At 42.1% G+C, this 13,838-nt stretch carries 15 protein-coding genes; 9 read left to right on the top strand and 6 right to left on the bottom strand.

Annotated features, from left to right (window positions below; all coding sequences use genetic code 11):
* Positions 1–8 precede the first annotated feature (8 nt).
* From OLM45_RS07850 to OLM45_RS07815, 8 genes are all read left to right on the top strand, one after another.
* Entirely contained in the window at positions 9–638 is a 630-nt protein-coding gene (locus OLM45_RS07850; protein WP_129460936.1) for an HAD family hydrolase, read from the top strand.
* Complete coding sequence (locus tag OLM45_RS07845; protein WP_264509449.1) at positions 631–1,356, top strand: glycosyltransferase family 2 protein; 726 nt, start codon at positions 631–633, stop codon at positions 1,354–1,356. Before OLM45_RS07850 ends, OLM45_RS07845 begins: the two co-directional genes overlap by 8 nt.
* Positions 1,356–1,688, top strand: coding sequence for a hypothetical protein (locus OLM45_RS07840; protein WP_206733875.1), 333 nt, complete (start codon positions 1,356–1,358; stop codon positions 1,686–1,688). Before OLM45_RS07845 ends, OLM45_RS07840 begins: the two co-directional genes overlap by 1 nt.
* A complete protein-coding gene (locus tag OLM45_RS07835) occupies positions 1,685–2,413 on the top strand; it encodes a glycosyltransferase family 2 protein (protein WP_264509448.1) in 729 nt (242 codons plus the stop codon). Before OLM45_RS07840 ends, OLM45_RS07835 begins: the two co-directional genes overlap by 4 nt.
* Complete coding sequence (locus OLM45_RS07830) at positions 2,406–3,386, top strand: WavE lipopolysaccharide synthesis family protein (protein WP_264509447.1); 981 nt, start codon at positions 2,406–2,408, stop codon at positions 3,384–3,386. Before OLM45_RS07835 ends, OLM45_RS07830 begins: the two co-directional genes overlap by 8 nt.
* A gap of 3 nt (positions 3,387–3,389) precedes the next feature.
* On the top strand, positions 3,390–3,965 hold the full coding sequence (locus OLM45_RS07825; RefSeq protein ID WP_264509446.1) for an L-threonylcarbamoyladenylate synthase: 576 nt from the start codon (positions 3,390–3,392) through the stop codon (positions 3,963–3,965).
* A gap of 190 nt (positions 3,966–4,155) precedes the next feature.
* The gene (locus OLM45_RS07820; RefSeq protein ID WP_413614198.1) at positions 4,156–5,577 is read left to right on the top strand and encodes a CCA tRNA nucleotidyltransferase; all 1,422 of its coding nucleotides are present in this window, start codon (positions 4,156–4,158) and stop codon (positions 5,575–5,577) included.
* 169 nt (positions 5,578–5,746) lie between these two features.
* On the top strand, positions 5,747–6,766 hold the full coding sequence (locus tag OLM45_RS07815; protein WP_264509444.1) for a COX15/CtaA family protein: 1,020 nt from the start codon (positions 5,747–5,749) through the stop codon (positions 6,764–6,766).
* A gap of 62 nt (positions 6,767–6,828) precedes the next feature.
* On the opposite strand, the gene OLM45_RS07810 is transcribed toward OLM45_RS07815, so the two are convergent.
* The 6 genes from OLM45_RS07810 to OLM45_RS07785 all read right to left on the bottom strand — a co-directional run bounded on the left by OLM45_RS07810 (position 6,829) and on the right by OLM45_RS07785 (position 11,379).
* A complete protein-coding gene (locus OLM45_RS07810) occupies positions 6,829–7,587 on the bottom strand; it encodes a LytR/AlgR family response regulator transcription factor (protein WP_264509443.1) in 759 nt (252 codons plus the stop codon).
* Positions 7,588–7,699: 112 nt separating this feature from the next.
* On the bottom strand, positions 7,700–7,999 hold the full coding sequence (locus OLM45_RS07805) for a 2TM domain-containing protein (protein WP_264509442.1): 300 nt from the start codon (positions 7,997–7,999) through the stop codon (positions 7,700–7,702).
* A 2-nt stretch (positions 8,000–8,001) separates the two neighbouring features.
* Positions 8,002–8,325, bottom strand: a complete 324-nt coding sequence (locus tag OLM45_RS07800; protein ID WP_235829030.1) for a 2TM domain-containing protein — start codon at positions 8,323–8,325, stop codon at positions 8,002–8,004.
* Complete coding sequence (locus OLM45_RS07795) at positions 8,316–9,653, bottom strand: histidine kinase (protein ID WP_264509441.1); 1,338 nt, start codon at positions 9,651–9,653, stop codon at positions 8,316–8,318. The genes OLM45_RS07800 and OLM45_RS07795 overlap by 10 nt, the downstream gene beginning before the upstream one ends.
* Positions 9,654–9,680: 27 nt before the next feature.
* Complete coding sequence (locus OLM45_RS07790) at positions 9,681–10,301, bottom strand: hypothetical protein (protein WP_264509440.1); 621 nt, start codon at positions 10,299–10,301, stop codon at positions 9,681–9,683.
* Between the two features lie 145 nt (positions 10,302–10,446).
* Positions 10,447–11,379 (bottom strand): LysR substrate-binding domain-containing protein, encoded by a 933-nt coding sequence (locus tag OLM45_RS07785; protein ID WP_264509439.1) that lies wholly within the window; start codon positions 11,377–11,379, stop codon positions 10,447–10,449.
* Between the two features lie 99 nt (positions 11,380–11,478).
* Between OLM45_RS07785 and katG the strand changes: the two genes are divergently transcribed.
* Positions 11,479–13,752 carry a catalase/peroxidase HPI gene (katG, locus tag OLM45_RS07780; protein WP_264509438.1) on the top strand — a complete coding sequence of 758 codons (2,274 nt, stop codon included), beginning with the start codon at positions 11,479–11,481 and terminating at the stop codon, positions 13,750–13,752.
* The last annotated feature ends 86 nt before the right edge of the window (positions 13,753–13,838 follow it).

Below are 13,838 nucleotides of genomic sequence, written 5' to 3'. Positions count from 1 at the left end.
CGAAACCCATGGCCAAAATCAAAGCCGTATTGTTTGATATGGACGGCGTACTCATCGATGCAAAAGATTGGCATTATGAAGCCTTAAACAAAGCCTTGCGCTTATTTGGAACCGAAATTAGTCGCTACGATCATTTGGTCACGTTTGACGGACTACCCACCAAAAAGAAATTGGAAATGTTGAGTCTGGAAGGTGGATTCCCTCGCAAACTCCATGGTTTTATCAACGACTTAAAACAAGTGTATACGATGGAAATGGTGTATGCCAAATGCAAACCGTCGTTCAATCACCAGTATACTTTATCAAAATTAAAAGAAGAAGGCTACCACATTGCAGTCTGTTCAAATTCGGTGCGTAATACCATCGAAATCATGATGCAAAAAGCCAACTTGACGCAATATTTGGATTTCTTTATTTCCAATCAAGACGTTACGCACGGCAAACCCGATCCGGAGATTTACCAAAAAGCGATTCAGCGCTTGGGTTTACAACCGGAAGAATGTTTGATTGTGGAAGACAATGAAAACGGAATCAAAGCGGCCCTCGCTTCGGGAGCGCATTTATTCAAAGTAGAAACGGTGGATGATGTTCAATTTACCGCTATTATGAACCGTATAAACGAAATCGAACATGCTTAAAATCATCATTCCTTTAGCCGGTAGTTCTGAATTGTATACCAATGCCGGATTCTCGTATCCCAAACCGTTGGTCGAAATTGATGGCAAACCCATGATTCAAGTGGTAATCGAGCAATTCCAATCGATTACCGAACCGTTTCAAGCGGTTTTCATTTTAAAAGATGAAGATGTACGTAAATTTCACTTGGACAACACCATTCGTTTGTTGGCACCCAACAGCGAAATTGTCAAATTGAAAAGCGATACTAAAGGTGCCTTGTGCAGTATTTTAATGACGATTGATTCGTTATCGGATGATGATCGCATTTTAGTATTGAACGGCGACCAAATCATCAACCATAATTTTCAAGCGATTCTTTCTTCTTTCGACGAGCGCAAAGCCGATGTGGGGATAGTGACTTTCCCATCCGTTCATCCCCGCTGGTCGTATGCCCGCATTGAAAATGGTGAAGTGGTGCAAACGGCAGAGAAAAATCCGATTAGTAATGCCGCTATTGCCGGTTTTTACTTTTTTGCCAAAGCCCAAGATTTCTTTACCAATGCGTTCCAATGCATCCTGGATGATGTGCAAATCAACGGAAACTTTTTTACCTCTTCGGTAATTAACGAATACATTTTAAAGAATCAAAAAGTAGTGGATTTTGGCATTAGCAAAACGGATTACCATTCGTTTTACGCCCCACAAAATTTACAAGAATACCTAAAAGCACAAAAATAATGGCGATCGAAAAACACGATTTAGCGGACATGTTCAAAGGCTGGTTCATTGGCAACTTCGAACCTTCGTTGTATAAAACCAATGATGTTGAAGTAGGCGTGAAATCCTATACCGCTGGCGAATACGAAGCAGCCCATCACCATAAAATTGCCACTGAATTTACCGTAATTATTTCGGGAGAAGTGGAAATGAGCGGTGTGCAATACGGTCCGGGTGCCATTATAAAAATTGAACCCAATACTTCCACTGATTTTAGAGCGTTAACTGACACTACCACCGTCGTGGTGAAAGTACCTGGCGCTTCCAATGATAAATACGTAGATACCTTATGATCAATATCGTTATCCCCATGGCTGGCCAAGGCAGTCGTTTTGCCCAAGCCGGTTACGAAAAACCCAAACCTTTTATCGATGTCAATGGCAAACCCATGATTGCGCGTGTGATGGAGAATTTATATTATCCGAACGCCAATTATATTTTGATTGCCCGAAAAGAGCATTTGGAACAAGAACGAGAGTTGGTGGCCGAATTGGAAAAAAATTACAATGCCAAATTCATTGAATTGGATCAATTGACCGAAGGAACAGCATGTACAGTTTTGTTCGCTCGAAAATACATCAACAACGACTATCCGTTATTGATTGCCAACTCGGATCAATTGGTGGATATGTCGATTGAAGCGTATATCAACGATTGTTTGGATCAAAAAGCAGATGGCAGTATTTTGACGTTTGTCGATGCCGAACGCAATCCGAAGTGGTCGTTTGCCAAAATCGATGACAACGGCAATGTAACTGAAGTAAAAGAGAAAAAAGCCATTTCAGAATTTGCTACAGTGGGCATTTATTTCTTTACCAAAGGGCATTATTTTGTGGATGGTGCGATTGATATGATTGCCAACAACGACCGTGTGAATAATGAATTTTATACCTGTCCTGTGTACAATTATTGTATTGCTGAAGGACAAAAAATCAAAATCTACAACATCGATTTTGAAGCCATGCACGGTTTAGGTACGCCCGAAGATTTGACCCTCTATTTGGAAAAACATGCCTAATCCCTCGGATTTTTCGGTTGTCGTTCAGGGTCCGGTTCACGGGAAACCCACTGATGAAGCGAGCTTACAACTGACAAAACGTTGTCTCGAAAGTGCCCGTGCCTTTTTACCGGGAGCGGAAATCATTTTATCTACCTGGAAAGGCAGTGATGTCTCGCATTTGGACTTTGATGTTTTGTTGGAAAATGAAGATCCGGGTGGCACCTCTTATTACGATAGCAACACCTCCAAATACAATAACAACAACCGACAGATTGTATCGACGCGCAATGGCGTATTGAAAGCCACGCGAAAGTACACAATGAAATTGCGCAGCGATTGCCGTTTGATTCATAACGGGTTTTTGGATTATATGGGCAAATACTCGGCCTACAATGATTACAAGGTTTTTGAAGAACGTGTGCTGACTTCAGTGGCGTTTACCAAAGACCCACGTCGGGTGCCGATTCTCTATCATGTGAGTGATATTTTTCAAGTGGGATTGACTACGGATATGCAGTTGCTGTGGGATATTCCCTTGCAACCCGAACCCGAGACGACCCGTCGTTTTCCTGAAAATCACATTATTTACAACGAAGCCTATCCTTACGAAGCCTATAAAATGCGCTACGCCTGTGAGCAGTACATTTGGTATGCTTGTACGTCCAAAAAAGGAATTGACTTGCAGTTGAATTATTATACCGAATTGCCGTTTTCAAAAATTGCCCTTTCTGAAAAAACGTTGATAGACAACTTTGTTTTTTTGGAATTGGACCAATTGGGATTGCGCTTACCCGAGAAAATGGACATTGAATTGGACAATCCTACCTTATACAGTTTCACCCAATGGGAAGCCTTGTACGATGCGTATTGTGTGCAAAAAAACAGCAATGACTTTTGGATGGCACTGCAGGTGAAATGGAATTCGTTCCGGTATGTTTTAAAAAATTTTAGACGAAGAAAGAAACGTTTACAACGCATGAAGCGTGCTTAAGTTATGGATCCGAAGTTAATAGCAACAGAAGTACACAACGCCTACGAAGTCATTGCGAAAGGCGGCATTATTTTATATCCCACAGATACCGTTTGGGGCATTGGTTGTGATGCGACCAATGAAGAAGCCGTGAAAAAGATCTATGCGTTAAAGCAACGCGAAGAAACCAAGAGCATGATTGTGCTGATGAATGGCGACCGCATGTTGCATTCGGTTTTTCATTCCATTCCCGAAGTGGCTTGGCAAATCTTGGATCTTTCAGAAAAACCGACCACATTGATTTTGGACCAACCCAAAAATGTAGCCCAAAATATTATTGCCAGTGACAATACACTCGGTATGCGTTTGGTGAAAGAACCCTTTTGTTTTAAATTGATGGAACGCATGAAGCGACCGTTGGTATCGACTTCGGCGAATATTTCGGGTGAACCCACACCACAATCGTTTAAAGAAATCAGTCCTGCTATTTTGAACGGTGTGGATTATGTGGTGCAATTGCAGCACGATAAGGTAAATGGAAAACCCTCGACCATTATAAAATTGACGCAAGATGCGCAGGTGACGGTGATTCGGAAATAAGATAATTTGAAAATTTGAAGATTTGAAAATTTGAGGATTTGAAGTTTCGAAAATCTAGATTGCTGCACTGATTGCACCAGCGGTAGTAGCGGCATCCTTTTATGAAGCGTCAGCGGAATAAAAGATACAGCGGATGACGCGCCAGGGTGCCCAAATAACCAAAGTGAATTTGTACTTTTGCAAAAAAAATATTCCGTTGAAAACCCAATACGCTGACGTTTTAGATCAAAAGATATTTAAAGTGGTGACACAAGCGGCTCAAGAATTAGGCCTTGAGTGCTATGTGATTGGCGGCTTTGTGCGGGATATTTTGTTGGAGCGCAACCACAAAAAAGATATTGACATTGTCGCTGTGGGTTCGGGAATTGAGTTGGCGTTAAAAGTCAGCAGCCTCCTTCCCCACCAGCCCAAAGTGCAAGTTTTCAAGAATTACGGCACGGCGATGTTGCGGTACAAAGACATGGATATCGAATTTGTTGGCGCCCGAAAAGAAAGTTATACAGAAGAGAGTCGGAACCCCCTTGTGGCCTCCGGTTCGCTTCAAGACGATCAAAACCGTCGCGATTTCACTATCAATGCCTTGGCGTTTTCTTTGAATTCGGACAATTTTGGCACATTGGTCGATCCGTTTAACGGGGTGGCCGACTTGGAAGCGAAGTTGATACGTACGCCATTGGATCCCGACATTACCTATTCTGATGATCCGTTGCGCATGTTGCGAGCGATTCGTTTTGCGACCCAATTACAATTTACGATAGTACCCGAATCGTTGGAATCCATCACGCGCAATGCCTACCGCATTGACATCATTTCGGGTGAGCGCATTGTGGATGAATTGCATAAAATATTGGCGACTCCCAAGCCTTCGACCGGATTTTTACTCTTGCATCAAACGGGCTTATTGGAACGAATTCTTCCCGAACTGACCGCCTTGAACAATGTGGAGGAAGTGGAAGGTCATACCCATAAAAACAATTTTTACCACACCTTAGAAGTGGTGGATAATATTTGTCCGAACAGCGACGACTTATGGTTGCGTTGGGCGGCATTGTTGCATGATATTGGAAAAGCGCCGACCAAGCGTTTTCACAAAAAACAAGGATGGACGTTTCATGGGCATGAATTTTTAGGCGGTAAAATGGTGAAGAAACTCTTTGCACGTTTGCACATGCCACTGAATCAGAAGATGAAATTTGTGCAGAAAATGGTGATGATGAGTTCGCGCCCGATTGTATTGGCCCAAGATATTGTGACCGACAGTGCGGTGCGCCGTTTGATTTTTGATGCTGGTGAAGATGTGGAAAGTTTGATGACCCTTTGCGAAGCTGATATTACAACGAAGAATCCCAAGAAATTTGAAAAGTACCACAAGAACTTTGAGTTGGTACGCCAAAAAATCGTAGAAGTTGAAGCACGCGATCAGGTGCGGAATTTCCAACCGCCCATTTCGGGAGAAGAGATTATGGAGGTTTTTAAGCTTAAGCCTTCGCGGGAAGTGGGGATATTGAAAGACGCGGTGAAAGAAGCGATTTTAGAAGGTGAGATTCCGAATGAATACCAAGCGGCCTATGACTTTGTGTTGGCTAAGGCGAAAGGAATGGGTTTGGTGTAGCTGCTGAGCTACTGAGCTGCTGAGTATCGTACTTTTAAAACTCAAGACTTTATTAAATTTTGGAACTTTTTACTTACACTCGTTAGAAAAAAACAAAAAATTAACCCCTGTTTAATTGTTCGAATTCGCTCCTGTGATGTACCTTTGTGGGGCTTAAAATTTTGGCACTATGAAAACCGACAAAGGCGTTATTTATTGGTTGTTAACGGGATGTGTAATGGTATTTGTCATGGTCGTTGTGGGTGGTATCACTCGCTTGACCGGATCGGGGTTATCGATGACGGATTGGCATTTGGTTACCGATACCTTCCCCCCCATGAGTGAAGCGGCATGGCAAGCGGCCTTTGACGAATATAAGAAGTTCCCGGAGTACCAAAAAATCAACAGTCACTTCACGCTTTCCGATTATAAATTCATCTATTTCTGGGAGTGGTTTCACCGTTTTATCGCAAGGATATTAGGGTTTGTTTTCTTGATTCCCTTCTTTTATTTTTTAATTAAAAAAAGACTGACGCAAGACACGGTTTTGAAATGTTTGACGCTCCTAGGAATGGGGGCATTTCAAGGCTTTTTGGGATGGTTTATGGTGAAAAGCGGCTTGGTGGATTTCAACCAACCTGATGTGAGTCATTTTCGTTTATCCATCCATTTGACCTTTGCGTTTTTGACGTTTGCTTATACGTTTTGGGTGGCGTTGGATTTGATTTATGCGGGACGCCAAGAGATAATTGCGCCTTTGAAAAAGTTGGCGCGCTTAACATGGATTTTAGTGGTCATTCAAATCATCTGGGGTGGCTTTGTGGCTGGCTTGGATGCAGGCCATGTGCACAACCATTGGCCGATGATGAGCGACGGACAGTTTTTCCATGAAAGTATTGCTTTGGAAAAACCCAATTGGCTGTTGCGTTTTACAGAAGGCAAAAGCGGCGTTCAGTTTATGCACCGAACATTGGCTTATATTGTGGTGGCCTTAATCCTTACACTTTATTTCCGCAGTAAAAAATATGCTTTGTCTACTACTCAACAACGCGGTTTGAACGCATTACTTGTTGTGGTTTTTATACAAGTTGGATTAGGGATTTTCACCTTACTTTACAGTGTGCCCTTGTGGTTGGGTGTGACGCATCAAGCGGTGGCGTTCTTTTTAATGGCGGCCATTACGTTTGTGGTGCATCGGGTGAGTAAGTAATTATTTTGAATTTAGAGTTTAGATTTTAGAATTTATAATAATCAAATTCAAAACAACAAAACCTATCCTAGCCATTCTTTAAACTCCCCTACTCGCTCTCGGGCAACAATGACTTCGTCTGCTTTGTAAGTGGAAAGTAGTACTTTGAGACGGGAATTGCTGTGTAACTGAATTTCGCGAATCGCAGCCAGCGGAATAATGAATTTACGAGAAACACGGAAAAAGGCTTTGGGATCGAGTTCGCTTTCGACTTGTTCGACTGTTTGATCCAACAGATAATCCCGATTGTCCAACGTATGAATGTAGGTTCCTTTGTTTTCGCTGTAGATGCATTCAATTTCTTCAACCGCAATCATTTTCAGTTGTTGGCCTACTTTGATGGTGAAACGCTTCTTGAAGGTTCGATCCAACGGATTCACCAATAACTTGCGAATGGTTTCAAAATCCAATGCCGCGGAAGGCGATACGGTGGCCGTTCGTGCTTTAAACTTGGCAATAGCCGACTCCAATTCGTCTTCATCAATCGGTTTAAGCAAATAATCAATACTATTTAATTTAAAAGCCTTGAGCGCATACTCGTCATAAGCGGTTGTGAAAATGATGGCACTCTTAATTTCGATGGCTTCAAAGATTTCAAAGGATAAACCGTCGGACAATTGGATATCCAAAAATATCAAATCGGGATGCGGATTGTTTTGAAACCAGGCAATGGATTCTTCCACAGAGTGCAACAAATGGGTTACAGTATACCCGAGTTTCTCCACTTTGCGTTGAAGTAAGCGCGCGGCTGGTTTTTCGTCTTCGATGATGAGTAGTGTCATGGGATAGGGTTTCAGGTTTCAGGTTTAAAGTTTCAAGTTTCAGGTTTCAAGTTGTAACCGGTTTTAAACTCAAGTTTCTTGCTTCTTGCTTCTTGCTTCTTTCTTCTAAAAATCACTTCTTTTTCTCTTCCTCCATATACTGTTGGATTTTGCGTTCTTCCCAGTCTTTTCCCAAAATAAATTCAGGAATAATCACTGATAAAGCGTGACCCAGGAGTCCGATACCCCAAAAGAAAGCCGTACTGAAAACACCGGGTTGAAAGAGGGTTTCGTTGTCGGGCAATTCCCGAGCGATAGAAAAAATGATGAGTGCATTGACTATCGCATAAACGAAGGTATGGGTATACAATCCTTTAATTTTCTTCACGCGCTCTTGCGCTGCTTCGTAAGCAAATTGATCTTCTGGTGTCATAACTATTCGTATTTTTTGCGTCTGCGTTGTTCTTCTTCCATAAACTGTCGAATTTTGCGTTCTTCCCAACCTTTCCCAAAAAAGGGATGGTGATTAAAAACCCGAATACCGTGGAAGAACACGCCGATTCCCCAACCCACTGTGGGCCAAAAGAACCATAAATGTTCGGGTGAATGTTTTAAGTTGATATACAAGAAAAAGAGATTGACTAAGATAAATACCATCAGGTGGGAGTAAAATCCGCGTATTTCTTTCACTTGTTCTTTGGCACGTTTGTAATTTTCTTGATCCATTGGTGTTTCCATAGGTACTATTTTTAATTCCATTTACTGGAGTTGTTTTTATTTTTTTGCATGAATTCTTGTATTTTACGCTCTTCCCATTTTTGGCCATACCCAAAAGTTCCAAGGGCATGCATGGTGAGTCCGAACCCCCATCCCATCATCGGAAACCAAAACCATTGGTAACCGCCCGTCCACAAATTGATGATCACGAGTAACGGAATCACGGTACAGTAAGAAATCAAATTGGCGTAAAAATCTTTTACTTTTTTCACTTTTTCACGGGCTCTGAGGTAGGCCGACTTTTCATTGAACTCCTCTACCAAAGTCACAGTTTCAATCGTTTTGGTCAATACCGGCAAATGAACCGAAAAAGTGGTAACCGAACTGTCGATGCGAACTTTTCGGTCGGTCAATAACGCGTACCGACTGAAGATATTCTGGAGTCCGACCCCTTGCCGATCGTCCAAAGTTTCCTTTTTCTGCAAATTATTTGACACGACTAAATAATCGTTTTCCAAGGTAATAGAAATATGTAAGGGCTTTTGTTCGCTCACTACATTGTGTTTGATGCAATTTTCAAGCAACAATTGTAGCGATAGTGGCACCACTTTGGCTTCTTCGGGAACTGTTGTTAGTTCGGGCAAAGTGAATGTAATACTGTTTTCAAATCGCATTTTGAGTAAGTTCATATAGGTTTTGGCGAAGGCCAATTCTTCATGAACGGTTACCACTTCTTTGTCTTTTTGTTCCAAAACATAACGGTAGATTTTGGATAAGGAAGTAGTGAACTTTTGGGCGGTATCCGGATTTTCCTCGATGAGCGAACTCAATACGTTCAAACTGTTGAAAAGAAAATGCGGGTCGATTTGGTTTTTCAAACTTTCAAAGCGGGCATTGGCAGCTCCTGCAATGAATTGTTGTTCTTTGATTTTCCGTTCGCTCAAGGCTTTATAGAAATAAAACGCATGGATGGCCAAGGAAACGATGAGGGTGATGATGATTGAAACCAGGTAATTGGCGGGAGATTCTTTGGCTAAAAAGAGTTCCAAAGGTTTACCTTCGATGACTACAACTTGCCCCAAATGTAGGAGAAACAAAACTCCGATGGTCACTGAAAACGAAGCTAGAAATCCGAACACCAAGCGTTTTGGCGTAAATCGATTGTTGGCAAACATTTTATCCAAGCCCATAAACACCACAGCATTGGCATAATACAGCGTTAAGCCGTAAGTCATGGTATAGAGGAACATCGGACGGATATCGTTCCAAAAGTCCATTTTAGCACCCAACAAAAGATTGATACCTAGCAACACCAAAAATATGGTAAGGGAAATCCAAAGGGCGCGCGGGAATTCTTTAAGCAGTTTCATGGCGTACTGTTTCTGTATTCGGTGAGATTATTTACACTTTGCCAATTGTTCTTGGGCACGATCGGCACCCCAAGAAGGCGCAAAAGGCATCGTCGGTTTTTCAGCGGCAAACAAAACGGTAGCGCGTTCTACGTCTTTACACAAGGCTTTTACATCGGCACCCGTCCATTGTGCGCCACCAATTTCAAATTCGGCTTTACCAAAAACAGCACGCGGATTTTTAGGGTCTAAGGCAATGGCTTTGTTATAGAGTCCGATCACCGTTGCTGAAAGTCGCATACCGTTGGTCATCGGGTCGTAAGCTATCCAAGCGGTATGAATTAGTGCTTGCATTACGATTAACTCTACATTGTCTGGAGCTTTTGCAGTTTCAATATCCAAAACAGCTTGTGCTTTGGTCAACAAGGCATTTACATTCTCGCGATTTTTCGGGTTGAATGCTTCCGTCGTGTTGATTAAAGCAATGTAATAATTGGGCAACCAACTGTTTTTTTCGGCAGCAGCAATGCGTTCTAATAAAGCAGCAGCTTCAGTAGGTTTGTTCTCGCCCCAAAGTTGCATGGCTTTTCCCATTCCTTGTTCAAATGGCGCTTGTGCTGTGATGAGTTGTGCTAAAAAGAAAGTGAATGCGGTGATGATTGTTTTCATGATTTCTATTTTTTAAGGTTTTTGATTCGTAATTATTTGCTTTTTGTTTTTAATTCTGAATCAAAATTCGGTAGAAAGTACCAACATAAAAATTGAAAGATACTGAATTGTCGAAAAAGGGGGACGAATTGTAAATTTATACTTTTTATAATGGATTTAGTGCTTTAGTCTGTGTAATTATGGGCAACAAGGGATGAACCTGCTTATTGATTTCTTGTTCCAAAAAATACAAAACCCGTCGTTTTACAAAATGCCGGTGTACCACCAATCCTATGGAACGAACCGGTACCGGATTTTGAAAATTTCGCAAATACGATTGATCGGATTCCGATAAAGATAATGCGGCCAAATACGGAACAAGCGTCGTGGCTTGATTGGCACGAACAAATCGCAACAAACTATCAATAGAACCCGCTTTGAAATTAAAATTGAGGTGAGTATTGCAATAGTTTTTATCCAAATCACAGAACTTCAAAATTTGGGTGCGCATACAATGGCCTTCTTCCATCAACCAAATATCAGCGGGATCCAGTGCTTCAACGCTCAACGAATTGGTGTATTTTTCCCGATAATCCAACAATTGAAAAGGTTCGTTATATAACGGAATTTCAATCAAATCGGGGTCGTTGATAGGTACGGATAAAATACCGATATCCAATTCACGGGATTTGAGTAATCGGGTAATTTCAGCAGTGGTTTGCTCCCGTATCTCGATATGCAATTGGGGAAATTTTTCAGCAAACGATTGCAAAAACAGCGGTAATAATGGAGGTGCCACTGTGGGAATCACTGAGATGGTCAAATTGCCATTAACTTCTCCTTTGAATTCTTTGGCCAATTCATTCAATACTCCAATTTGGGATTGAATGGCTTTAAGTTGTTCGATTATTACTTCGCCCTCTGCCGTGATCTCAACCGGTTTCTTTTTGCGGTTGAAAATGGTAATGCCCAATTCTTCTTCAAATTTTGAAACCATCGTACTCAACGTCGATTGGGTTGCAAAACATTTTTCGGCGGCCAATTCAAAATGGCGAATTTCTGCGACCGCTAGTATATACTCAAACTGACGTATGTTCATCGATTTTATCAATATTAGGTTTGAAAATATCGTTTTTATCAATCAAATATACATCATAAATTTACATCTCAAACAAATGCTAACACAAACCTTTTTACGATGAAAAAAATACCCATACTCCTATTTGCTGCTTTTTCAAGTAGCGGATTTGCCCAAGATTCGGCAAAAAAAGATTTGTCGCAATGTCCGTTCCACAACGGTACAATGGATGCGGCCAAAACTGAAATTAAGGCAACTACTACAAAAAATAGTGATTGGTGGCCGAGTCAGTTGAACTTATCCGTCTTACGTCAAAATTCCAATTTGACTAACCCGATGGATCCGAATTTTGATTACATCAAGGCCTTTCAGTCCTTGGATTATTTGGCGTTAAAAAAAGACATTCAAGCGGTTTTAACCCAATCTCAAGACTGGTGGCCCGCTGACTTTGGCAACTACGGACCTTTATTTATCCGAATGGCTTGGCACAGTGCGGGAACGTACCGTACCGGTGATGGTCGTGGTGGATCGAGTTCGGGTCAACAACGCTTTGCCCCACAAAACAGTTGGCCCGACAACGCCAACTTAGACAAAGCCCGCCGATTGCTTTGGCCAATAAAACAGAAATACGGCAACAAAATTTCATGGGCGGATTTAATGATTTTAACGGGTAATGTTGCCTTAGAATCTATGGGATTTAAAACATTTGGATTTTCGGGAGGCCGTGCTGATGTTTGGGAACCCGAATCGAATGTGTATTGGGGTTCGGAGTCCAAATGGCTCGACAACAGCAAACGGTACCAAGATGGAAAACTAGAAAATCCACTGGCGGCGGTTCAAATGGGATTAATCTATGTAAATCCAGAAGGACCGAATGGCAATCCCGATCCAGTTTTAGCCGCAAAAGATATCCGCGAAACTTTTGGCCGTATGGGAATGAATGATGAAGAAACCGTGGCCTTAATTGCGGGCGGACATACATTCGGAAAAACCCACGGTGCAGGTCCGGCGAGTCACGTAGGTCCAGAACCCGAAGCAGCGAGTATTGAACAACAAGGCTTGGGTTGGAGCAGCAGCTACAAAAGCGGAAAAGGTGCCGACGCCATCACTTCGGGATTGGAAGTAACCTGGACCACAACTCCCGCCAAATGGGGACATGACTATTTCATGTTGCTCTTTGGTAACGAATGGGAATTAACGAAGAGTCCGGCCGGTGCGCACCAATGGGTGGCTAAAAACGGTGCGAATATAGTTCCTGATGCTTTTGATGCTACTAAAAAGCACAAAGCGACGATGTTGACTACTGACTTGTCGTTGCGTTTTGATCCCGTTTATGAAAAAATATCACGCAATTTCTTAGACAACCCAAAAGCATTTGAAGATGCCTTTGCACGTGCTTGGTACAAATTAACCCACCGTGATATGGGACCAAAAACCCGTCATTTTGGACCAGAAGTTCCTAAAGAAGATTTGATTTGGCAGGATCCTATTCCGATGGTGAATCACCCCTTGGTAGATGCAAAAGACATTACTAATTTGAAAACAGCCATTGCCAATTCAGGATTATCTACTCAAGAATTGGTGAGTACTGCTTGGGCTTCAGCATCGACATTCCGCGGTTCTGACAAACGTGGTGGAGCCAATGGCGCACGTATTCGTTTGTTACCGCAACGCAATTGGGAATGCAATAATCCACAGCAATTGAATAAAGTATTGGAGACTTTGGAAGGCATTCAAAAGAAGTTTCAAGCTAGTTCGGGTGCGAAAAAAATCTCCATGGCCGATTTGATTGTTTTGGCTGGAAATGTAGGTGTTGAAAAAGCGGCCAAAGCGGCGGGATACCCCGTAAACGTTCCCTTTACTCCGGGTCGTATGGATGCCACGCAAGAACAAACCGATGTGAATTCGTTTGCAGTTTTGGAACCGATGGCGGATGGATTTCGCAATTACAAGAAAACACAATATACATTTACCACTGAAGAATTATTGGTTGATAAAGCGCAATTGTTAACCTTAACTGCACCCGAAATGACTGTATTAGTGGGTGGAATGCGTGCGATTGGTGCCAACTACAACGGCACAAACACAGGCGTTTTCACTACAAAAACAGGAGCTTTGACGAATGATTTCTTTGTGAATTTATTGGATATGAATACCCTTTGGAAAGCTAAAGATGCCGACAAAGAAGTATTTGAAGGTCGCGATCGTAAAACCGATGCGGTAAAATGGACAGCGACTCGTGCCGATTTGATTTTTGGTTCCCACTCGGAATTACGTGCATTGGCAGAAGTGTATGCGAGCAATGATGCCAAAGAAAAAATGGTAAAAGACTTTGTGGCCGCTTGGAACAAAGTAATGAACTTGGACCGTTTTGATATACAATACAAAAAATAATTGCTGCACTCTAAAGTAGCAAAGGGGATGTTTCGTTTTGGAACATCCCCTTTTGATTTGAAAACAACTCATGATTTTCAGCCCCG

The organism is Flavobacterium sp. N1719, from assembly GCF_025947045.1.
GTDB classification, from domain to species: Bacteria; Bacteroidota; Bacteroidia; order Flavobacteriales; family Flavobacteriaceae; genus Flavobacterium; species Flavobacterium stagni.
Note: the sequence above shows the minus strand (reverse complement) of the source record. Positions and strands in the feature narration are given on the sequence as shown.

What these genes read in the sequence shown, in the direction of transcription:
- OLM45_RS07850 (WP_129460936.1), top strand. Translation starts at nt 9, where the DNA reads ATGGCCAAAATCAAAGCCGTATTGTTTGATATGGACGGCGTACTCATC.
- OLM45_RS07845 (WP_264509449.1), top strand. Translation starts at nt 631, where the DNA reads ATGCTTAAAATCATCATTCCTTTAGCCGGTAGTTCTGAATTGTATACC.
- OLM45_RS07840 (WP_206733875.1), top strand. Translation starts at nt 1,356, where the DNA reads ATGGCGATCGAAAAACACGATTTAGCGGACATGTTCAAAGGCTGGTTC.
- OLM45_RS07835 (WP_264509448.1), top strand. Translation starts at nt 1,685, where the DNA reads ATGATCAATATCGTTATCCCCATGGCTGGCCAAGGCAGTCGTTTTGCC.
- OLM45_RS07830 (WP_264509447.1), top strand. Translation starts at nt 2,406, where the DNA reads ATGCCTAATCCCTCGGATTTTTCGGTTGTCGTTCAGGGTCCGGTTCAC.
- OLM45_RS07825 (WP_264509446.1), top strand. Translation starts at nt 3,390, where the DNA reads ATGGATCCGAAGTTAATAGCAACAGAAGTACACAACGCCTACGAAGTC.
- OLM45_RS07815 (WP_264509444.1), top strand. Translation starts at nt 5,747, where the DNA reads ATGAAAACCGACAAAGGCGTTATTTATTGGTTGTTAACGGGATGTGTA.
- OLM45_RS07810 (WP_264509443.1), bottom strand. Translation starts at nt 7,587, where the DNA reads ATGACACTACTCATCATCGAAGACGAAAAACCAGCCGCGCGCTTACTT.
- OLM45_RS07805 (WP_264509442.1), bottom strand. Translation starts at nt 7,999, where the DNA reads ATGACACCAGAAGATCAATTTGCTTACGAAGCAGCGCAAGAGCGCGTG.
- OLM45_RS07800 (WP_235829030.1), bottom strand. Translation starts at nt 8,325, where the DNA reads ATGGAATTAAAAATAGTACCTATGGAAACACCAATGGATCAAGAAAAT.
- OLM45_RS07795 (WP_264509441.1), bottom strand. Translation starts at nt 9,653, where the DNA reads ATGAAACTGCTTAAAGAATTCCCGCGCGCCCTTTGGATTTCCCTTACC.
- OLM45_RS07790 (WP_264509440.1), bottom strand. Translation starts at nt 10,301, where the DNA reads ATGAAAACAATCATCACCGCATTCACTTTCTTTTTAGCACAACTCATC.
- OLM45_RS07785 (WP_264509439.1), bottom strand. Translation starts at nt 11,379, where the DNA reads ATGAACATACGTCAGTTTGAGTATATACTAGCGGTCGCAGAAATTCGC.
- katG (WP_264509438.1), top strand. Translation starts at nt 11,479, where the DNA reads ATGAAAAAAATACCCATACTCCTATTTGCTGCTTTTTCAAGTAGCGGA.